This window comes from uncultured Parolsenella sp., assembly GCF_958346945.1.
Classification (GTDB): Bacteria; Actinomycetota; Coriobacteriia; order Coriobacteriales; family Atopobiaceae; genus Parolsenella.
Map to the genome: position 1 here is coordinate 15,928 of NZ_CATVTL010000013.1, position 19,775 is coordinate 35,702.

Below are 19,775 nucleotides of genomic sequence, written 5' to 3' on the forward strand. Positions count from 1 at the left end.
TTGCTCCATCCAGGGCGGCATGCTAGAGTGCAACCATACGTTCTCCCTCCCGAAGGCGCACGTCGGCGCATGGAGTTGAGGGAGCGATCGCGCCCCGACGGTGCAAGTCGGCATCTGGAGTTGGCGCCAAACAATTCAAGGGAACCCAACCGCATAGATGGCGAGAGCCGATGACGCATACCGCTGTGCCGCAAGATGGCCATGGCGGTGTCGCTGGCCCCTGCCGCATACCCATGCACGCCAATTGCGAAAGGAACCGCCATGTGCAACTCCATCACCTACGTCCCGCAGGTCCTGCGCGAGACCGCCGAGGGCATCACCCGCTTCGACATCCGCGACGAGATGCTCGCCTCCCGCGAGCTCGAGCTCACCTGTGCCGTCGATGCCGAGTCCTGCGCCGCCGTCATTCGCGGCCTCATCTACCTGCAGCGACAGGACGCCAAGGCGCTCATCACGCTCTACATCAACAGCCCGGGCGGTGAGGTCCAGAGCGGCCTTGCCCTCTATGACGCCATGCGGGCCGTGAGCTGCCCCATCCGTACCGTCTGCCTGGGAATGGCGGCGAGTATGGGCGCGCTGCTGTTCATCGCCGGCGATGAGCGCGAGATGCTGCCCCACAGCCGCGTCATGATTCACGACCCGCTCATCGGTGGGGGCATCGGCGGCAGCGCGCTTTCGGTCAAGGCCCGCGCCGACGACCTCATGCGCATCCGTGACATCACGGCCGAGGTCATCTCGCGCCACAGCGGCATGTCGCTGGAGCAGGTCTTCGAGCTCACCTCGCGCGACACCTACTTCGAGGCCACGGCCGCCGTCGAGGCGGGCCTCGCCGACCGCGCCGTCACGACCCTCTAGGCGCTACGCCGGCCACCGCAGCGCACCACATCTACCAGCACAAACACCAACGCGTGCACGTCACGCAGATTGCGAGAACCACCATGATCAACACCATCGCCACCACCTCCGAGGACCGCTCCGCCCACGCGGGAGACCTCATCCTCACCGCCAATCGCACCTCCCCGCTCGACTCGTGGGAGACGGGCCTCAACAACAACGTGCTCGTCCTGGGCTGCTCGGGCGGCGGCAAGACCCGCAACCACCTCAAGCCCAACCTGCTCGAGGCGCGCGGCTCCTACGTCGTGCTCGACTCGAAGGGCCGCCTCGCCTCCGAGATGGGCCCCTACCTGCGTAGCCAGGGCTACGAGGTCGAGACCATCGACTTCACCACGATGGAGGGCACCATCGGCTACGACCCGCTCAACAACGTGCGCTGGAGCCACGGCAAGCCGCTCGCGCAGGACATCATCGCCATCGCGAGCGCCATCTGCTCCAAGGACGGCATGGGCAACGATCCCTTCTGGGGCGTTGCCTCGGCCAACTACCTCGCGAGCTACATCGCCTACGTCTTCGAGGCGCTGCCCGACCACGAGTGGAACACGGCCTCGGTCGTCAAGGTCTTCGAGGCCGCCTGCGCGGGCGATGCCGACGAGCTCTTCCGCGACTTGCGCCGCCAGGACCCCGAGTCCTACGCCGTGTCGCTCTATCGCCGCGCCAAGGCCACGGCGCGCGCCGAGAGGATGCACGCGAGCATCATGGGCATCATCGCGGCAAACCTCCTGCCGCTGACGTTCGACAGCGCCCTCGCGTCGTTCCGCAACCCCCGCCAGCTCAACTTCCGCGAGCTGGGCGTGAGCAAGACCGCCGCCTTCGTGACGATGGACGACCTCGACGACAGTCTGGTGCCGCTCACGAGCCTCTTTGTGCGCCAGGCCTTCTCGACCCTGTGCGACTTCGCCGACACGGAGTGCGAGGGCGGCCGCCTCCCGGTGCCCGTGCGCTTCATGCTCGACGACTTCGCGAACCTCACGCTGCCGGGGTTCGACCGCGTGCTGTCCGTGGTGCGCAGCCGCGAGATCAGCTGCACCGTCATCTGCCAGACGGTGAGCCAGCTCGAGGCCTGCTACGGCCAGGCCGAGGCCAACTCGATCATTGGCAACTGCGACCGCCAGCTTGTGCTTGGCTTCCAGGACGAGGCCACGGCTCGCTACTTCTCGCTGCGCGCCAACCGCACCCCTTCGAGCCTGCTCGAGACGCCGGCCGGCAGCTGGTGGTACTTCGAGCGCGGCCAGCGTGGCGTCTGCGAGCCTGCCTACGTGCTCGAGAGCCACCCGAGCTACGAGGCATGCCTCCTGAGTGAGGAGATGGGGGCTGACCCGTCCGATTGCGCGCTCGACGGCTGGGAGGAGATCGATCCCGTGGACTACTGCATTGACTCTCGCGGCAACGTGTGCTTCTGCCCCGACTGCGACCTTGAGGGCCGCTGCCTTGGTCCCGGCGCGACGTTCGAGCAGAACTGGGAGGCCGTCCATGCCGCCGACGTTGCGTAAGGGGGCGAGGAGGGCGTCCGCGCTCGAGGACGCGAGCCGCGGGCGCGGGGCGGCCGCCGCGGGGGGGCGCTCGGGTCTTGTCGAGCGCCTTGAGCGGGCGAGGGCGTCGCGCGGGCGGGAGGCGCGCGATGCCTCCCACGCCGAGGAGCTCGAGTGCTTGCGGCGCAAGGGGTTCGAGGAGTTCCCGCTTCTGCGCGGTCACGAGGACGAGCTGCTCGCCGTTACGGGAGAACTCGCCCGCGTGCTGCCCACGCGTACCGAGTACCGCCTGCACACGGGCGAGGAATGGGACGACGCCGCGGCCCTTGGGAGCGAGGCCCTTGCCAGGCGTGCCGTGATCGAGAATCCCGCCCAAACCTTTGTCTGGGAGGTGAGGCACAACCCCAGCGGCATGCTCGCCGCCAGCTCAAATCGCGAGTACAAGTGGGCACTCGAGAGCACGAACGCCATCTGCGACCTGTGGGAGAGCAACGCGGTCGCGAGCGAGGCCGAACTCGCGAAGGCGCTTATCGTCCAGACGGTGCTGCGCGACGACGACCTGCGCGCCGAGGTGCTCAAGCGTGCGGGCGCCCTTGCCCGCACCGCCGCCGGCACCCTTGGCCCCTACTTCTCGGACTGGAAGCGATAGCGCGCGCAAGACAAACTCATGGCGGGGCATGACAGAGGGGACGGGTCCTCTGTCATATGACAAAAAGCACGTCCCCCTGTCATGGGGCTTCGGCCCCTCCTGTTGCTTGCCGTGCGCTACTGTTAAACCATTGATGAACCTCCAGGGAGGACCCATGGCCCAGAACTTCTTTGACCTGCTCTACAACGGCTACACCGGCGAGTACCAGCTCATGAGCTCGCTGTATCGCAACGGCCTCGACGCGCTGCGCCCGCCTGCAGACATGGGCATCGACGTCGTGTCTCTCAACCTCAAGGCCCGCCTCGAGAACCCCTCGGTGGTACCCGAGACGTTCTTCTTCCAGGTGAAGACCGCCGTGACCGACGTGCGCGAGGAGGGCGACAAGCCCGGCGCCATCACCACCGTCTACTTCAAGCTCAAGGCGAGCGAGGTCGATCTGCTGGCCCGCGGCCATGACCGGGCGCTCTTCTGCTACGTCTACAACAGCGAGGCGGACGCCCCCACCGACTCGTTCGAGGCACCGTTCATGTGCTTCTGGATCGACGGCGAGCGCTTGGCCGCCCTGCGCGACGGCGGCGCGTTCTTTCGCGTGGAGGGCGAGACCAAGCTCACCCTGGCCTGCCAGCTGCGCAAGCCCACTCACGAGTGGGGCCACTGGTACGCCGTGGTGGTGGGCGAGAAGGGCCAGCAGATCCCCGAGGGCTACCTGGGCGTCGTTGGCGGCTCGGGCAACCCCGCCTCGGACGGGGCGAATCACTACAGCGTGCGCGGCTACCTCGACCACGCCCGGGCGTAGGGGGTTGGCATGATCTTGTCGCTGGCGCCCATGGAGGGCGTGACGGGGCACGTGTTCCGCGCAGTCCATGCCCGCTGCTGGGAGACTCGACCGCTACTACACGCCCTTCCTCATTCCGCCGCGCGTGGGACACCCCTTTGCGAGCCGCTATGCCAGGGAGCTCTGCCAGGAGGGCGACCGCGACCTCGACGTGGTCCCGCAGCTGCTCACCAAGGATGCCGACGAGTTCGTCTGGGCGGCCGGGCTGCTTGCCGAGATGGGCTATGCGGAGGTCAACCTCAACGTGGGGTACCCGTCGGGCACGGTGACGGGCAAGGGCCGAGGGGCGGGGCTCCTGCGCGACCTGCCCGCCCTCGAGGCGCTTCTCCAAGACGTCTGCGAGAGGTCGCCGCTGCCCGTCTCGGTCAAGACGAGGATCGGCTTTGCCTCGGACGACGAGTTCGATGAGATCCTCGCGCTGTACTGCCGCCTTCCCCTGGCCGAGCTCATCGTGCACCCGCGCGTGAGGGAGGACTACTACCGGGGCGCCGTGCGGAGGGAGGCCTACGGCGAGGCGCTGGCGAGGGCGCCGTTTCCCGTGGCGTACAACGGCGACATCTTCTCGGCCGGCGACTTCGCGAGCCTGGTGGCGGCGTTCCCGCAGACGCGCCACGTGATGCTTGGCCGGGGCCTCGTGGGCAATCCCGCCCTTGCGCGCATGATCGGGGGAGGCCCCGCCGCCTCGATGCCCGAGCTCGAGCGCTTCCACGACGAGCTCTATGGCGCCTATGAGGCCGAGATGGGTGGCAACGCCGTCTTTCGGATGAAGGAGTGGTGGAGCTACGCGAAGGGCCTCTTTGCCAATCCGCGCGCGATAGAGCGCGCCATGAGGAAGGCACGTAAGGCGGCCGAGTACGAGGCCGTGGCGAGCAAGGTCTTTCGGTGCGAGGGGCTCGCGTCCCCTCGCCGCTAGCCGGTGGCGCGCGGCCATGCTCGCGGCCCCTCGTCGCTAGGGTCTGCCGCAAGGCTACGGGGTGAACTCCACGCGATCGAGCTGGGGAACGTTGAGGCGGATGAGCTTCTCGGCGGTTTCTCGCTCGTGTGCGTCGAGCGGCTCGTCGGTGGCTACGCGGGCGACGGTCTGCCGCGTGACGGCCCCGTCATCCCCGCTGCCAGAGGAGACGTCCACGCCAACCGTATAGTTCTCGAAGCCGGGGAGAATCGCCTGGAGCTCGCGCGTCGTCTCCGTGACGCCGTAGCCGTCCTCGACGCCCTCGCTCGCAGAGCCAATCGAGCCTGCCGTGAGTGCCACGCAGGGGATGGCGAAGACGATGGTTCCCAGAACCACGCAGCGGCGCACCCTGCGCGAGAGCTTGTCGGTGAGCCAGGCCTCCTCGGGGTCGACGATGCCGTCGTCGTTGAGGTCGCGGTGGAGCGGCACGCGAAGCGCCAACAGCACCGCCTCGGCTGCGAGCGCGATGAAGACCACGTTAATGCCAAACTCGTAGAGGGCGGCGAGGAAGAACGACGCGTCCGAGATCGAGATGCCGTAGCCCGCGGCGCACAGCGGCGGCATGAGGGCCGTGGCCACGGCGACGCCCGAGATGAGCGTTGCGGGCTCCTGGTTGCGCGAGTTGCCCAGGCCGCCCGCGAAGCCTCCGGCCAGGGCGATGGAAAGGTCCCAGACCGTGGGGGTCGAGTTGTCGACGAGGGCTGCCGTGGTCGAGGCGATGGGCGAGAGCCTGAAGTAGATCGTCGAGGTCACGAGGCAGAGCGCCATCTGCACGACGAGTCCCGCGACGGCCTCTGCCGTGAGGCGGCGGTCGAGCGTGGCGACGCCGTAGGCCATGGCGAGCACCGACCCCATGAGCGGGCAGATGAGCATGGCGCCAACGATGGCGATGTCGGAGTTCGTGTCGAGGCCGATGCAGGCGATGAGCATCGCCACGATGAGGATGCACAGGTGTGTCCCGTTGAGGCGGGCGCCGTTCACGAAACGCTTGCGGATGACGGCGTAGGGTGCGCGACCCTCCCGAATGTTGAACGTGCGCCTAAAGAAGCTGCGCGCGTGGCCGAGAAGCTCGCGCGCGAGCCCCCGCGTCTCATTGTGTTGCGCCTGTTGCTCAGAATCCATGGGTCGCCTCGAGTGCCTTTGCGGTTTTGGGACAATCTACCCTTGCCAGGGAAACGATAACGCAGGGCGGCAAGGGGACTGGACCCTTGCCGCCCTGCGCTTGCTTGGCGTTCCCGTTCTGTTGTTTGCGGCCTAGAGCGCCTTGACACGCTCGATCCAGGCGTCGACGTCTGCCTGCGGTGTCACTTGCTCGTCTCCGCCGGTGGAGTCGAACTGGACCTCCATGCTCGGGCCAAACGCGGCGCCTGCGCAGGCGCCCTCGATGTCGTCGATGACCGAGCCGGGCCAGCCGCCGTTGGTTTGGAAGGCCACGACCGTCTTGCCCGCAAGGTCGTTCTCGGCCAGGAAGGTCTTCACGGCCGGGGCCATCGTGTACCACCAGGTGGGCGTGCCCACGGCGATGACGTCGTAGTCCGCCGGATCGTGCTCGAGGCCCTCGATGGCTGGCATGACGCCCTCGTTGACCTCGCGGTGGCCCTGCTCGACCGTCTCGTCGTAGTCGTCGGGGTAGGGCTCGATGGTCTCGATGCGCTCGAGGTCGGCGTCGCAGACGTTGGCCAGCTGCTCGGCGATTCTCTCGGTGTTGCCATTCGACCAGCTGTAGTAGACAACCAGCGTCTTCTTGCTGCTCATGCATGCTCCTTGTCCAAAGTGGGACAAGGAGCCTACGGGGCCATTGTCCCACTCGTGTTCGTTACAGGGCGTTGTACTGCTCGTCGTCGACGGGCTCGAGCCACTCGTTGGAGCAGTTCTCGCCCGGGAAGCCAAAGGCGAGGTGGCTGAACCAGCAGCCCTTCTTGGCGCCGTGCCAGTGCTTGACGTTGGCCGGAATCTCCACGACGTCGCCGGGCTTGAGGCTCTGGGCGGGCTTGCCCTCCTCCTGGTACCAGCCCTCGCCCTCGACGCAAATGAGGACCTGTCCGCCGCCGGCCGTGGCGTGGTGGACGTGCCAGTTGTTGCGGCAGCCCGGCTCGAACGTCACGTTGTGGATGGGCAGGTAGGCGTCGGGGCCGGTGAGGGACTTGAGGTAGCTCTGGCCAATGAAGTACTGCGCAAAGGCGTCGTTGGGCTCGCCCAGGCCAAAGAAGCCGCCGTGGCCCTCGGCCTCGGCCGCGTCGTCGGCGTAGACCTCCTTGGCCATGTTGAAGGCGGCCCAGGCGTTGGGCCAGCCGGCGTAGAAGGCGATGTGAGTGAGGATTTCGGCCATCTCGGACTTGGTGACGCCGTTCTTGCGGGCGCTCATCAGGTGGTACTTGAGCGAGCTGTCGACGATGCCCTTGCCGATGAGCGCGCTGATGGTCACGACGGAGCGCAGCTTGAGCGAGAGCTTGTCGTCGCGGTTCCAGACCTCGCCAAAGAGGATGTCGTCGTTGAGGTGGGCGAACTCGGGTGCCCAGTCTCCGTGGGCGTCGTGGCCGGCGGTCTGCTTGATGTTTGCCATGGTGGTTTCCTTTCTTTGCTGCGCGTTTCGCGCGCTGTTGCTTCGTGCGTGCGTTGCTCGGCTTGGCTCTTATGGAGTCGGGCCGCGTTGTCGTCCTACAGCTTGCCGCCGTAGACGGGGAAGAAGCTCGAGTCTCCGTAGTCCTTGATGTGCTCCGCGGCCTTGAGCGCCTCCATGTCCTGCTCTGAGATCTCGAAGTCGACGTCGGCGTCGTTGGTCATGTGCGCGGCGTTGGCCGTCTTGGGCAGCGGCAGCAGGCCCAGTTGCAGGCAGTAGCGCACGCACAGCTGGGCGGGGCTCACGTCGTAGTGCTTGGCGACCTCTGCGACCTGCGGGTTATTGAGCACCATGCCGTGGGCGATGGGGGAGTAGGCCTCGACGAGGATGCCCTGCTCCTTGCAATGGGAGATGAGCCCGAGCGGCGTGTTGGAGATGTGGGCAAGCACCTGGTTGACCTGCGGCTTTTCGCTTGCGTTGTCGATGATGTTCGCAAGGTCGTGCTCGTTGAAGTTCGAGACGCCGATGACGCGGACCTTGCCGGCGGCCCGGGCCTCCTCAAGCGCGCGCCAGGCCTCGAGGTTGCCCTGCTCGTAGCGGTTCTCGGACTGGTTGACCTCGGCCCACGGCTGCGGGCTGTGGATGATCATCTGGTCGAGGTAGCTGAGGCCCATCTTCTCGAGCGTCTCGTCGATCGAGGCCTTGGCGGCTTCGTAGGTCTTGTGCTCCGCGGCCACCTTCGAGGCAACAAACAGCTGCTCGCGGGGCACACCGCAAGCGCGGATGCCCTCGCCAACACCGGTCTCGTTGCCGTAGGCCTGGGCGGTGTCGATCATGCGGTAGCCGCACTTCACGGCGTCGATGACGGCGCCCTTGGCCTCGGCGTCGTCCATGAGCCAGGTGCCCAGGCCAAGCCTGGGGATGCTGATGCCGTTGGCGAGTTGGTAAGTCTCGTTAAGGATTCCCATGTGCTACTCCTCTTCCCTGTTTCGCAGCGAGTAGATGAGGTAGTCGAGGCAGTCGAGCTTGCGCTGCTCGCCGTGGATGCCGTCGAGCAGGTCGCAGCGATACGCGCGTAACCACTGCATGCGGGCCTCTGGGCTCGTGAGCTGCGAGTACTCGTCAATCAGCACGCTGGGGCAGCCCGCGTCCGCCAGGTTTTGCCTCGTGCGCTCGTCCATCTCTCGCTGCCGTTCTCGTCGCTGCCTATGTTTGAGTTCAACTATGTGGCCGAGGCTTGCGAATGTACAATGCCTATATCGGCTATGTAGATATACGTATTGCGCATGAATGGGGATCGACGTGGAGTTCAGGACGCTTCGCTACTTCTTGGCCGTCGCCCGCGAGGAGAGCATGACCGAGGCCGCCAACGTGCTCCACGTGACGCAGCCCACGTTGTCGCGCCAGATTGCCGAGCTCGAGCGAGAGCTTGGCTGCACGCTGTTCGACCGCACTAACCGGGCGACCGTGCTCACCGAGGACGGCATGCGCCTGCGCCAGCGCGCCGAGGAAATCGTGTCGCTGGTGGACCAGACCGAGCGCGACATTACGGACCGCGGGGGCGAGCTCGCCGGCAACATCCGCATCGGGGCGGGCGAGACGCAGGCCATGAGCGTGGTTGCCGAAGTTTTCGCCTCCATGCGCCGCGAGCACCCGCACGTGACCTGCGAGTTATTTACGGGCAATGCCGACACGGTCGAGGAGCGGCTCGAGCGTGGCCTGCTCGACTTTGCCCTGCTTCTCGAGCCCGTGAAGCTCGAGAAGTACGAGTGGGTTCGTCTTCCGGTGAGCGACCGCAGCGGCGTCGTGGTTGCGTCGGACAGCGAGTGGGCGCGTCTCGATGCGGTGACGCCCGAGGTGCTGGCACGCATGCCGCTTATCGTGAGTTCGAGGACCACCAATCGCGACATCGACTTCGAGGCGTGGTCGGGTGGCGCTCTGCGGCGCGAGGATCTCAACATCGTGGGCTCGCACGATCTCATCGGTAACGCAACGTGGCTCATTAAGGCCGGTGGCGCCTGCGCAACCAGCATCGACCATCTGTTTCACCTCAATGATGACAGCCTGCGGTTCATTCCCCTCGACCCGCCCGTCACGATTGGCTCGTACGTGGTCTGGAAGAAGTACCGGCTGCGCTCGCGTACCTGCGAGGAGTTCCTGCGTCGTCTGCGTGTCGCGTGCGAGGGCTAGGGACGCTGCCGCGCGTGGTGTGTGTGCGTGCTGAGGGGTTCGGCCGCGGGGTTTTGGCAGTGTAAACGTTTACGCGTGCGATGAATCGATCGCATTGCTCATTATTTTGGGTGTCATTGGCGCTAGAGGGCGTGTTGAACTCCATATTCGGCGCCAGCCGGGGCGGTCGGCGCTCCCGAGGGCGGCCGCCAGGCCCCTCGGGGGCTTTCTGGTCGCACGCGTAAACGTTTACACTGACAGCTTCTGCGGTCCGAACCTATTCGGAAGCGCCTCGCCGCACGCGTGCGGGGTGCCGCAGCCTCGTGCTCGGCCGTGGCACCCCGGGAAACAACTGCTACAGCTTGCGCAGCACGATTGCGAGCGTGTTGAGATGGTCAAGCGCGCCCGCCTCGACGGCCGCACGGTCGCCTGCGGCGTACTCGTTGTCGCAGGCAAGCCAATCTGCCCAGGCCTCGCGCGTGCATGTCATCTCATGGATGCCGACGATCTGGGCGCCACGCGAGCGGCTTAGCATGTCATGCCACCAGTTGGCATCGTGCATGTATTCCAGCTGCTCGGATGTCCAGGATGTAAGCAGGCATTCCGGTAGATTGTCGTGGCAGTCGTGCACCATGCCGGGAATTGCGAGGTAGAGCGTCCCGCCGCGACGCACATAGGGCAGCAGACGCTCATCGAGGTAGTGCGGGTCGCGTCCGTAGTAGTTGTACGAGTCGATGCTCACGACGCACTCAAAGAACTCTGGTGCAAAGGGGAGCCCCTGCGAGGCGTCTGCCTTTGCGGGATGAATCGTCGTGTCGTCGATGCCAAGCTTGCGAAAGAAGGTCCGATTCTCCTCGGGGTCGCTCCAGAGGTCGACGGCGTAGGTGTCGAGGCCATATTCGCGGGCGAGCAGGGCACTCGTGATGCCCGTTCCGCTGCCCAGATCGCACGCGATCATGCCGGGCGCGAGCGTGGCGCCGCGAAGCAGCTCCTCGCAGAGTTTGAGCGGGTTGGGCCCATGATCTTGGCACGAACAAGGGATTCGTCAAAGGCGTTCGACTTGGGGAAGTCATTACTCATCGTTGTTCTTCCTGTCATGGTTTGGGGGTAAGAATGACGGGAGGGAACGGCATGACAACATCGGGCCGCCTGCGGACGAGCCCTCGAGCGCTGCTATTCGCCGTTCCCTAACGAGCAATGACCAAAAAGACATCCCCTTGGATGAGTTGGCCGCGAGGCGTTTTGCCTCATAGCCAGCGTAGCAGGCCGTGCCGCACGGGCAACTAACGCTTTTGTAAGCGGGCGGCATGTGCCTATCCACGGCGAAAAGGAGGGCGTAGTGAACGTTACGGTCTACCTGGGCGCAAGCCACGGAAACGACCTCGCGCTCGCCGATGCGGTGCGCGAGCTAGGCGCCTGGATTGGTGAGAGCGGTAACAGCCTGGTCTACGGAGGCTCCCGCGCGGGCCTCATGGGCGAGCTGGCCGACGCGGTGCTCGCCGCAGGAGGCGAGGTCACGGGCGTGGAGCCGCAGGAGTTCATCGAGGCGGACCTCCAGCATGAGGGCATCACGCGCCTCATCGTGACGCGCGACATCCCCGAGCGACGCGCCAAGATGATCGAGCTCGGAGACGCCTTCATCGCCTTCCCGGGTGGCACCGGCACGCTCGAGGAAATCGCTGAGGTCATCAGCAACGTGTGCTTGCGACACATCGAGGCACCCTGCGTCCTCTACAACCTGAACGGCTTCTATGATGAGCTCGAGGCGCTACTCGCCAAGATGGTTCGCATGGGCCTCTCGACCACCGAGCGCCAGCGGGGCATCCACTTCGTTCGGACGCTCGACGAGCTCAAGGAGCTGCTGGGCTAGCGTACCTGCAGTACGCTCGGCCAACGCCAACGCCAACGCCAACGCCAACGCCAACGCCAACGCCAGCGCCAGCGCGCCGCGATCGCAAACGCGTTTTGACTTCGAGAAGGGAAGCACACATGGAATTCAACGACGTGATCCGCAAGCGCTACGCCTGCAAGCGCTATGGAAGCGAGCCCGTGAGCGATGAGGCGCTCGCAAACATCCTCGAGGCTGGGCGCGTGGCGCCCACGGCCAAGAACCTGCAGGAACAGCACGTGTACGTGCTGCGCTCTGCCGAGGCACTTGCCAAGGTCGACGAGCTCACGCCCTGCCGCTACGGAGCCCCGCTGGTTCTCATGGTCGCCTTCGATCGCGAGGACGTCTTCACCTATCCCGGCGGCGAGCGCACCTCGGGCATCGAGGACGCCACGATCGTGGCCACGCACCTCACGCTCGCCGCGGCCAACGGGGGCGTCGACTCCTGCTGGATCAACAACTTCGACCCCACCCGCGCCGCCCAGGTCTTCGACCTGCCTGCCAACGAAGAGGTCCTGATGCTGCTCGACCTGGGCCACGTTGCCGAGGGCGCGGGTCCGCTGTCCAACCACGGCTCTCGCAAGCCCCTCGACCAGACCGTCACGTACCTGTAGGAAACGTGGGGCACGCGGCGCACGACCGCCCCTGGCACACGTGCCGTGCGCCCCACCCGCTACAATACGTGGGGCACATCAGCGCAAGCGCAACAAAGGAACCGCATGTCATCTCTTTCGGACCAGATCTCATCCCGCCGCACGTTCGCGATCATCTCGCACCCTGACGCCGGCAAGACCACCCTTACCGAGAAGCTCCTCCTCTACACCGGCAGCATCCAGACGGCCGGCTCGGTCAAGGGCAAGAGCAGCTCCAAGCACGCGGTCTCCGACTGGATGGACATCGAGAAGGAGCGCGGCATCTCCGTTACCTCCTCGGTGCTGCAGTTCACCTACAACGGCGCCTGCGTCAACATCCTCGATACCCCCGGCCACCAGGACTTCTCGGAGGATACCTACCGTACCCTTATGGCCGCCGACGCCGCAGTCATGGTCATCGACGGCGCCAAGGGCGTCGAGGCCCAGACCAAGAAGCTCTTCAAGGTCTGCACCCTGCGCCACATCCCTATCTTCACGTTCGTCAACAAGCTCGACCACGACGCGCGCGACCCCTTCGAGCTCATGGAAGAGATCGAGAACGTCCTGGGTATCAACACCTACCCCATGAACTGGCCCATCGGAAGCGGCCGCAACTTCCGCGGCGTGTTCGACCGCCAGAGCCGCCGCGTCATCGCCTTCGAGGGCGACGGTCACGCCAACGCCTCCAAGAAGGTCGCCGAGATCGAGTGCGAGCTGGGAGACCCGGCCATGGACGAGCTCATTGGCGAGGAGAACCACCGCAACCTGATGGACGACATCGAGCTGCTCGATGGTGCCGGAGATGAGCTTGACCTGGATGCGGTTGCCTGCGGCAAGCTCTCGCCCGCGTTCTTTGGCTCGGCGCTCACCAACTTTGGCGTGGAGCCCTTCCTCAAGGAGTTCCTGCGCCTGGCGCCTGCCCCGCGCTCCTACACCGACGTCATCTCGGGCGAGCCGGTCGAGCCCACCCGTGACGACTTCTCGGGTTTCGTGTTCAAGATCCAGGCCAACATGGACAAGAACCACCGCGACCGCATCGCCTTCGTGCGCATCTGCTCGGGTAAGTTCGAGCGCGGCATGACGGCGCGCCACGTGCAGGGCGAGCGCAACCTCAAGCTTGCGACGGGCACCTCGATGATGGCCGACGACCGCGCCATCGTCGACGAGGCCTATGCCGGCGACATCGTGGGCCTGTTCGACCCGGGCATCTTCTCGATTGGCGACACGGTCTGCACGGGCAAGCAGCCGGTGCGCTTCGCGGGCATCCCTACGTTTGCCCCCGAGCACTTCGCGCGCATCTCGCAGGTCGACACCCTCAAGCGCAAGCAGTTCGTGAAGGGCATGGAGGAGCTTGCCCAGGAGGGTGCCATCCAGATCTTCCGCGAGCTGGGTGCCGGCATGGAGAGCGTCGTCGTGGGCGTCGTGGGCGTGCTACAGTTCGAGGTGCTCGAGCAGCGCCTCAAGAGCGAGTACCACGTCGAGGTCTACCGTCAGCCTCTGCCCTTCTCCGAGATTCGCTGGATCGAGGGCGACATGGACGAGAAGGAGGTCCGCGCCCTGTCGCTCACGCGCGACACCATGCGCGTCGAGGACATGCGCGGCGGCAAGCTGCTGCTGTTCACGAGCGAGTGGAACCTCAACTTTGCCATCGAGCACAACGAGGGGCTCAGGCTCAGCGAGTTTGGCAACGTCACGTTCTAGCGTTGGCTGGTTTTCGATAGTTTGATGCGGGTTTGTGCGAGCGCCTCTCGTAGAATCAGTGATTCAGGGCTGATTCGCGGGAGGCGCTTTCCATGGACAAGAAGTACCTGTTCTTTGACATCGACGGAACGCTTGCCGTTGGCAGGCCCGGCGATCAGTGCGTTCCCGACTCCACGCGCGAGGCGCTCGAGCGGCTGCGCGAGGTCGGTCACTTCCTGGCCATCGCTACGGGCCGTGCTCAGGCGCTGGCCGTCGACTACATGCATGAGCTGGGCTTTCACAGCATGGTGAGCGATGGCGGCTACGGCGTCACCATCGACGACGAGTTCCTGGGCGTGCGCCCGCTCGACCACAACGCCTGCGTGGCGCTGGTCGACGAGTGTCGCGAGAAGGGCTATCCCTGGAGCATCCAGGTCGAGAACTCCGACACGCGCTTCACGCCCGACGGGCGCTTCGAGGAGTTCACGCGCGACATCTACCAGAAGACGCGCGTGGTGCCGGGACTCGAGCCTCGCGACTACCCAGAGATCTACAAGGTGAACGTCGCCTGCTACGAGCCCGACGAGCGCAGGCTCAAGACGCTGCCCGCGCTTCCGTGGTGTCGCTACCAGAAGGAGTACATCTTCGTGGAGCCGGCCGACAAGGCCTATGGCATCAGGCAGATCCTGGCCCACGAGGGCGGCGCACCCGCGGACGTCGTGGTGTTTGGCGATGGTATCAACGACCTGTCGATGTTCACCGGCGAGTGGACCGGCGTGGCCATGGGCAACGCGGCGCCCGAGCTCAAAGCCGTGGCAGACCTCGTGACGGCCCCCGCCGGCGAGGACGGCATCTTCAGGGCCTGCGAGCGGCTGGGTCTGTTCGAGCCCGTGGAGCGCTAGGCCTTGATCATCCAGGCGGGCATGCACACGGACATCCCGGCGTTCTACCCGGAGTAGCTCGAGCGGCGGATCTGCGAGGGCTACGCGCTCGTGCGCAATCCCTACAACCCCGTGCAGGTCACCCGCTACGACCTCTCGCCCGACGTGGTTGACCTCATCGGTTTTTGCACCAAGAACCCGGCGCCCATGCCGGGGCGCATGGGCGCGTTCGAGCCGTATGGTCAGTACTGGTTCGTGACGATCGCGGGCTGTGGCCGCGAGTCCGAGCCGGGCGTCCTGTGCCATGCTGCCTTTTGCCTGCTATTGGCCTGCGGTTGTCCAGTCGATAGGCTTGGCGCCTGCGTCTACCAGCAGCTTATTGGCGCGCGAGAAGGGCCTCGAGCCCATGAAGGCGGGCAGCTCTCCTGCTGCGCGCGTGGCCGAGAGGGGCGAGGGGTGGGTGCTTGCCAGGCAGTACTTGTGCGTGGTGGCGCCTGCGCCAGTGCGCGCGAGCGCCCCCTCGACGAGGTTCTGGGCAAAGCGACCCCAGGCGAGGAACACCACGGGCTGCGGCAGCTCGCAGCAGCGCTCGATGATGTGATTGGTGAGCGTCCGCCATCCCAGCTTGGCGTGCGCATTGGCCTTGTGCTCGACCACCGTGAGCGTGGTGTTGAGCAGAAGCACGCCCTGCCTCGCCCACGAGGAAAGATCTCCCGAGGCGGGAGCCGTGCAGCCCAGGTCGGCGGCCATCTCCTTGTAGACGTTGCGCAGGCTGGGCGGCAGCTTGGTTCCCGGCTGCACCGAGAACGAAAGGCCCATGGCCTGGCCCTGCTCGTGGTAGGGGTCCTGCCCCAAGATCACGACGCGCACGTTGGCGGGGGCGGTGAGCGAAAGCGCGCGCAGGATGGCGTCCTGCGGCGGGTAGATGACCTGTTCGGCGCGCATGGCATCGACCTCGGCGAGCAGGCGCTCGGTGGTGATGCGCACGTCTTGCGGGGCTTCGGCGAGCCAGTCGTTGCTGGCGTCGGGCATGTTCATGGGCTTGTCCTACCTCGTTGCGATGCTGCGGAATTGGTAGCCGTTGGGGTGGCGCGAGACCGAGTACTCAAAGGGCCGTCCGCCGTCGAGGTACGCCACCTGCTCGAGCTCGAGGAGGGGCGAGGTCGCCCTGACGCCAAGCCGGGCGCACTCGTCAATGGTGGGTAGCACGGCGCGCACGATGCGGTGGGCGCTTGCGCTCCGATGGTGCGTGATGTGCGGTGAGCGGCGTGGCCGTTCAGTTCCGTTTGAGTAGGTCAAAGTATGCCACGTGGCCCGTCGCGTCCGTGTGCGGACTCGGTGAAGCGTCGATGCCCGGGCGCATGGGCGGGTAGAAACGTTGTGTACAACGAGCGCCTGCGCCTGCCGTCGACGCGATTTGTGGCATCGGTGGCAGGCACGAACGCGCAACGAAGGGAGTGCCCATGTGCACGGGTGTTAGGTTTACCGGCAAGGACGGCGAGATGTACTTTGGCCGCAACCTCGACTGGAGCTGCGGCTACGGCGAGCGCGTCCGCATCATGCCCAAGGGGTTCCCGGTCCGCTACCAGTTCCTTGATGATGCCCCGGCCGCCCATGCCGCCATTGGCATGTGCGTTGACTATCTCAACTACCCCATGTTCTTCGATTGCGGAAACGACGCGGGCCTGGCCGTGGCGGGCCTCAACTTCCCGGGCTACGCGGCCTATGCCGACGCTCCCGAGGAGGGCCGCACCAACGTGTGCGCCTACGAGTTCCCGCTGTGGGTTGCCGCGAGCTTCTCGAGCGTGGACGAGGCGGAGGCGGCGTTGAGGGACGTGACCATCGTGGGTGCCTCGGCGGGTGAGGGTCTGGGCGTCTCGTACCTGCACTGGATCATCGGCGATGCCTCCCGCAGCATCGTGGTCGAGGCGCGCGAGGACGGCGTGCATGTGCTCGATGACCCCGTTGACGTGCTCGCCAACCAGCCCTCGCTCGAGTGGCACCTCGAGAACCTGCGCAGCTACATTACGGCCACGAACGACTTCCCCGGAGAGGCCACGTGGCGCGGTGCCAAGCTCGCTCCTTACGGCGCCGGTGCCGGCATGCGTGGCATTCCGGGCGACTGCTACTCGCCCTCCCGATTCGTCAAGGCGGCCTTCCTCAACGCCAACTATCCCGAGAAGGACGGCGAGCGCGACAACGTGATTCGCATGCTGCGCACGCTCGAGGGCGTGGCGATGGTCGAGGGTGCCGCTCGCATGGGCAACGGCGACTTCGAGAAGACCCTCTACACCAGCTGCTTCTCGGCCAAGACGGGCACGTACTACTACACCACCTACGATGACCCCGCGATTCGTCACGTGAGCCTGTCCGACGCCGCGGGTGCTCCCGCCGACAAGCTCGTGTGCCCCGAGCCCAGCAGGGAGTGGTAGCGGGCTCCTAAGTCTCGATCTTGGGCCGAGGCGAGCGTGCGGTTGACGTGCCCGCCTCGGCCCTGTTCTTTGCACGGGCGGCTTTTCGGATCGAGCCGACGCGCGAGGTCTGCGCCGGACCCATGACGCGCGAGTCGGCCCGGGTTGTGGGTATTGGCGGGGGAGAGTGCGGGCGCGCTTCTCGCCCGGCGCGATGATGCACTATTGTTAGCTGGTTATTTGGATGCCCCGCGCATGCGGGGCGTGAAGGAAAGTAGGAACCACATGGCCCTTGCCGGTCGCCAGATCCGCCAGCTCCGCAGCATGGCCCACCACCTCGACCCCATCGTCACCGTGGGCAAGCAGGGCGTTGCCCCGGCCGTCGTTGATCAGACAAACGACGTTCTCGAGACCCGCGAGCTCATCAAGTGTTCCGTGCTTGACAGCTCCGGCCTGTCCGTTCGCGAGGCTGCCGATCAGCTCGCCTCGCGCACCCACTCCGAGGTCGTGCAGGTCATCGGCCGCCGCTTCTCGCTCTATCGCGAGAGCTCCCGCGACGATATCGAGAAGATCAAGCTGGTCTAGCGGGCCGCGGCCCGTGTCGTGCGGGAGTGGCAATGCCGGGGTTATCGGGGCTTGCTGCACCCGCTACCTCGCTGGTTTGTGCGTGAGGTGCCAGCCGTTGCAGTAGGGGCAGCGATAGCAGTGCAGGTCGCGCGAGCCGTGACGCTCGCAGTCGCGTATGGCGAACTTGGCGTCTCTCTGCGTGGGGTAGCGCTTCTTGCGCTCGCAGGCCTTGTGGCGCAGCTGCTGCTCGCGCTGCTCGTCTGCCTGGCGGCGGCGCTCGTCCTCGCGGGCAAAGAGGCTGCCGAGCTCGTCGCCGAGCGACTGCTCGAAGGTCTCCCTCTGCGCCTTGCGCGCCTGTCTCTTCTTGCTGCCCACGGTGGTCCTTCTCGTACGTGTTTGCTGTCTCGAGTCTACTGTATGCTGGGCGGCCCTTGCCATCTTGGGCGATGATGGCGGGCCGCTTGCTTTGAAAGGTGGGGCGCATGAACTACACCGTCGTGTGCGTGGGCAAGCTCAAGGAGCGCTTCTGGACGGAAGCCTGCGCCGAGTACGTCAAGCGCCTGGGCGCCTACGCCAAGATCAAGGTCTGCGAGGTGGCAGACGTCGACCCGGCACGTGCCGGCGGCGTTGACGGGGCGCGTGCCAAGGAGGGTCAGGCAATACTGGCCGCGATTGCGCCGCGCTCGCATGCGATTCTGCTCGCGATCGACGGCAGGCAGCGCTCGAGCGAGGACTTCTCGGCCCATCTCGACGACCTCGCCCTGCGCGGCAAGAGCGACCTCACGTTTGTCATCGGCGGGTCCGACGGCGTGTCGCCCGAGGTGAGGGCCCGTGCCAACGAGACCTTCTCGTTTGGCCCCATCACCCTGCCCCACAACCTCGCCCGCGTGGTCCTGCTCGAGCAGGTCTACCGCGCCTGCAAGATCAGTCGCGGCGAGCCCTACCACAAGTAGTCTGGGACAAATTAGCCCGTAGCCTTTCTGTCCCATTTTTCCTGCGGTTTGGGACAGATGTGCCCGTAGTCTTTCTGTCCCATCTCGATATTGCATCTGCGGCTACCGAATAAAGCGCGAGTCTGGGTTTCTGTGCGCAAGGCCTGTGATAACTTCTCCTGCTAAAACTTAGGGGAGGGGTACGGCATGGGGAAGCGGAAGGGTGCGCGCTCGGGCGTCTATCACGTCATGAGCCGTGGGTCGGGAAAACAAATCATATTTGAAGACAACGCGGACAGGCGGCACTACATCGACGTGATGCGCGCATCATTCTCTGCGGACAGTGGCGTGATCCTAATCGCTTGGTGTCTGATGGACAACCACGTTCATCTGCTCATCTCAGGTGAGCTTGCCGACATCGCAATCTCAATGCGGCTCCTAAGCTCATCTTATGCGATGTACTTCAACAAGAGACACGCTCGCGTGGGACATCTCTTCCAGGGCAGATACAAGAGCGTTCCCATCGAGACGGATGCCCAGCTTGCCGCCGTTATCCGCTACATCCATCAGAACCCCTGGAAGGCGGGCTACTCGACATCCTGCGACTATCCCTGGTCTAGCTATGGCGAGTTTCTCCACTGTGCGGACGACGGAACTCCGGCTACGGAGCTCCTGGAGCTGTTTGGCGGAGCTGAGGGGTTCCGTGAATTCCACGCTCATCTTGGCGGGAGCCAGGCGTGCACGACGGAAGACGCTGAATTTGGGAGCGGGCATAGGGCCATGCCGGCGTCCATTGCCTTAGACGTTGCGAGGGCCGCGCTGGGCGGTATTGAGCCCGGCGCCGTCTCAAGCCTCCCGCGGGCCAAGAGAGACGCATCAATTTCGCGTCTCGGTGCCGCCGGTCTCTCTGTTCGACAGATCGAGAGGTTGACCGGAGTGTCTAAAAGCACGGTTGCCCGCCTATTGGGACACTAAGGCTACGGGCTAAAGTGTCCCAAACCGCAGGAAAAGTGGGACAGAAAGGCTACGGGCTTAAGTGTCCCAAGACAAAAAAGGCGCCCACAGGTCGTGTGACCTGCGGGCGTCCTACCAGCCGAGTGGCTGTCGTGGTGTCGGTCCCGACTACATCCTGTCGTGGCAGGTGCGGGCGATGACGTCGAGCTGCTGCTCGCGCGTGAGGTCGATGAACTTCACGGCATAGCCGGAGACGCGGATGGTGAAGTTGGCGTACTCGGGCTTCTCGGGGTGCTCCA

The 19,775-nt window shown here is 65.4% G+C and carries 23 protein-coding genes and 2 pseudogenes; 15 read left to right on the forward strand and 10 right to left on the reverse strand.

Annotated features, from left to right (window positions below; translation table 11 throughout):
- The first annotated feature begins 261 nt into the window (after positions 1-261).
- The 5 genes from Q3866_RS06940 to Q3866_RS06960 all read left to right on the forward strand — a co-directional run bounded on the left by Q3866_RS06940 (position 262) and on the right by Q3866_RS06960 (position 4,763).
- Positions 262-855 carry a ClpP family protease gene (locus Q3866_RS06940; RefSeq protein WP_301830646.1) on the forward strand — a complete coding sequence of 198 codons (594 nt, stop codon included), beginning with the start codon at positions 262-264 and terminating at the stop codon, positions 853-855.
- 83 nt (positions 856-938) lie between these two features.
- Positions 939-2,387, forward strand: a complete 1,449-nt coding sequence (locus Q3866_RS06945; RefSeq protein ID WP_301830648.1) for a VirD4-like conjugal transfer protein, CD1115 family — start codon at positions 939-941, stop codon at positions 2,385-2,387.
- Between the two features lie 157 nt (positions 2,388-2,544).
- Positions 2,545-3,015 carry a hypothetical protein gene (locus tag Q3866_RS06950; protein WP_301830649.1) on the forward strand — a complete coding sequence of 157 codons (471 nt, stop codon included), beginning with the start codon at positions 2,545-2,547 and terminating at the stop codon, positions 3,013-3,015.
- Positions 3,016-3,169: 154 nt separating this feature from the next.
- Positions 3,170-3,811: a hypothetical protein gene (locus Q3866_RS06955; RefSeq protein WP_301830650.1), complete on the forward strand. Its 642-nt coding sequence runs from the start codon at positions 3,170-3,172 to the stop codon at positions 3,809-3,811.
- Positions 3,812-3,878: 67 nt separating this feature from the next.
- Positions 3,879-4,763, forward strand: coding sequence for a tRNA-dihydrouridine synthase (locus tag Q3866_RS06960; protein ID WP_301830651.1), 885 nt, complete (start codon positions 3,879-3,881; stop codon positions 4,761-4,763).
- Positions 4,764-4,817: 54 nt separating this feature from the next.
- Here Q3866_RS06960 and Q3866_RS06965 read toward each other — a convergent pair whose 3' ends face one another.
- The 5 genes from Q3866_RS06965 to Q3866_RS06985 form a co-directional block, all read right to left on the reverse strand.
- Positions 4,818-5,924: a DUF389 domain-containing protein gene (locus tag Q3866_RS06965; RefSeq protein ID WP_301830652.1), complete on the reverse strand. Its 1,107-nt coding sequence runs from the start codon at positions 5,922-5,924 to the stop codon at positions 4,818-4,820.
- Positions 5,925-6,056: 132 nt separating this feature from the next.
- Positions 6,057-6,557: a flavodoxin gene (locus Q3866_RS06970; protein ID WP_301830654.1), complete on the reverse strand. Its 501-nt coding sequence runs from the start codon at positions 6,555-6,557 to the stop codon at positions 6,057-6,059.
- A 61-nt stretch (positions 6,558-6,618) separates the two neighbouring features.
- Positions 6,619-7,365, reverse strand: coding sequence for a carboxymuconolactone decarboxylase family protein (locus Q3866_RS06975; protein ID WP_301830655.1), 747 nt, complete (start codon positions 7,363-7,365; stop codon positions 6,619-6,621).
- Between the two features lie 95 nt (positions 7,366-7,460).
- Positions 7,461-8,330, reverse strand: coding sequence for an aldo/keto reductase (locus Q3866_RS06980; protein WP_301830656.1), 870 nt, complete (start codon positions 8,328-8,330; stop codon positions 7,461-7,463).
- 3 nt (positions 8,331-8,333) lie between these two features.
- The gene (locus Q3866_RS06985; RefSeq protein WP_301830657.1) at positions 8,334-8,543 is read right to left on the reverse strand and encodes a hypothetical protein; all 210 of its coding nucleotides are present in this window, start codon (positions 8,541-8,543) and stop codon (positions 8,334-8,336) included.
- 109 nt (positions 8,544-8,652) lie between these two features.
- Here Q3866_RS06985 and Q3866_RS06990 point away from each other — a divergent pair, with 109 nt between their 5' ends.
- Positions 8,653-9,552, forward strand: a complete 900-nt coding sequence (locus tag Q3866_RS06990; protein WP_301830658.1) for a LysR family transcriptional regulator — start codon at positions 8,653-8,655, stop codon at positions 9,550-9,552.
- Positions 9,553-9,886: 334 nt separating this feature from the next.
- Here Q3866_RS06990 and Q3866_RS06995 read toward each other — a convergent pair whose 3' ends face one another.
- A complete protein-coding gene (locus Q3866_RS06995; protein ID WP_301830659.1) occupies positions 9,887-10,489 on the reverse strand; it encodes a methyltransferase domain-containing protein in 603 nt (200 codons plus the stop codon).
- A gap of 381 nt (positions 10,490-10,870) precedes the next feature.
- Here Q3866_RS06995 and Q3866_RS07000 point away from each other — a divergent pair, with 381 nt between their 5' ends.
- From Q3866_RS07000 to Q3866_RS07825, 5 genes and pseudogenes are all read left to right on the forward strand, one after another.
- Positions 10,871-11,401 (forward strand): TIGR00730 family Rossman fold protein, encoded by a 531-nt coding sequence (locus Q3866_RS07000; protein ID WP_301830660.1) that lies wholly within the window; start codon positions 10,871-10,873, stop codon positions 11,399-11,401.
- Between the two features lie 119 nt (positions 11,402-11,520).
- Positions 11,521-12,033 carry a nitroreductase family protein gene (locus Q3866_RS07005; protein WP_301830661.1) on the forward strand — a complete coding sequence of 171 codons (513 nt, stop codon included), beginning with the start codon at positions 11,521-11,523 and terminating at the stop codon, positions 12,031-12,033.
- 105 nt (positions 12,034-12,138) lie between these two features.
- On the forward strand, positions 12,139-13,752 hold the full coding sequence (locus Q3866_RS07010) for a peptide chain release factor 3 (protein WP_301830662.1): 1,614 nt from the start codon (positions 12,139-12,141) through the stop codon (positions 13,750-13,752).
- A 92-nt stretch (positions 13,753-13,844) separates the two neighbouring features.
- Positions 13,845-14,633 (forward strand): HAD hydrolase family protein, encoded by a 789-nt coding sequence (locus tag Q3866_RS07015; RefSeq protein WP_301830663.1) that lies wholly within the window; start codon positions 13,845-13,847, stop codon positions 14,631-14,633.
- A 69-nt stretch (positions 14,634-14,702) separates the two neighbouring features.
- Positions 14,703-14,900: pseudogene (locus Q3866_RS07825) on the forward strand (DUF1848 family protein); the annotation flags it as partial.
- Positions 14,901-14,933: 33 nt separating this feature from the next.
- Here the strand turns inward: Q3866_RS07825 and Q3866_RS07020 are convergent.
- On the reverse strand, positions 14,934-15,650 hold the full coding sequence (locus tag Q3866_RS07020) for a uracil-DNA glycosylase (protein ID WP_301830664.1): 717 nt from the start codon (positions 15,648-15,650) through the stop codon (positions 14,934-14,936).
- A 9-nt stretch (positions 15,651-15,659) separates the two neighbouring features.
- Positions 15,660-16,061, reverse strand: a complete 402-nt coding sequence (locus Q3866_RS07830; protein ID WP_367881382.1) for a UTRA domain-containing protein — start codon at positions 16,059-16,061, stop codon at positions 15,660-15,662.
- Positions 16,062-16,075: 14 nt separating this feature from the next.
- Here Q3866_RS07830 and bsh point away from each other — a divergent pair, with 14 nt between their 5' ends.
- Positions 16,076-17,044: a choloylglycine hydrolase gene (bsh, locus tag Q3866_RS07030; RefSeq protein WP_301830666.1), complete on the forward strand. Its 969-nt coding sequence runs from the start codon at positions 16,076-16,078 to the stop codon at positions 17,042-17,044.
- A 264-nt stretch (positions 17,045-17,308) separates the two neighbouring features.
- Positions 17,309-17,608, forward strand: coding sequence for a YhbY family RNA-binding protein (locus Q3866_RS07035; RefSeq protein ID WP_293673156.1), 300 nt, complete (start codon positions 17,309-17,311; stop codon positions 17,606-17,608).
- 63 nt (positions 17,609-17,671) lie between these two features.
- Here Q3866_RS07035 and Q3866_RS07040 read toward each other — a convergent pair whose 3' ends face one another.
- A complete protein-coding gene (locus Q3866_RS07040) occupies positions 17,672-17,965 on the reverse strand; it encodes a hypothetical protein (RefSeq protein WP_301830667.1) in 294 nt (97 codons plus the stop codon).
- A gap of 107 nt (positions 17,966-18,072) precedes the next feature.
- Here Q3866_RS07040 and rlmH point away from each other — a divergent pair, with 107 nt between their 5' ends.
- Complete coding sequence (rlmH, locus tag Q3866_RS07045; RefSeq protein ID WP_301830668.1) at positions 18,073-18,543, forward strand: 23S rRNA (pseudouridine(1915)-N(3))-methyltransferase RlmH; 471 nt, start codon at positions 18,073-18,075, stop codon at positions 18,541-18,543.
- Positions 18,544-18,729: 186 nt separating this feature from the next.
- Entirely contained in the window at positions 18,730-19,497 is a 768-nt protein-coding gene (locus Q3866_RS07050) for a transposase (protein WP_301830669.1), read from the forward strand.
- Between the two features lie 147 nt (positions 19,498-19,644).
- Here the strand turns inward: Q3866_RS07050 and Q3866_RS07055 are convergent.
- Positions 19,645-19,775, reverse strand: a pseudogene (locus Q3866_RS07055) (glycine radical domain-containing protein); the annotation flags it as partial.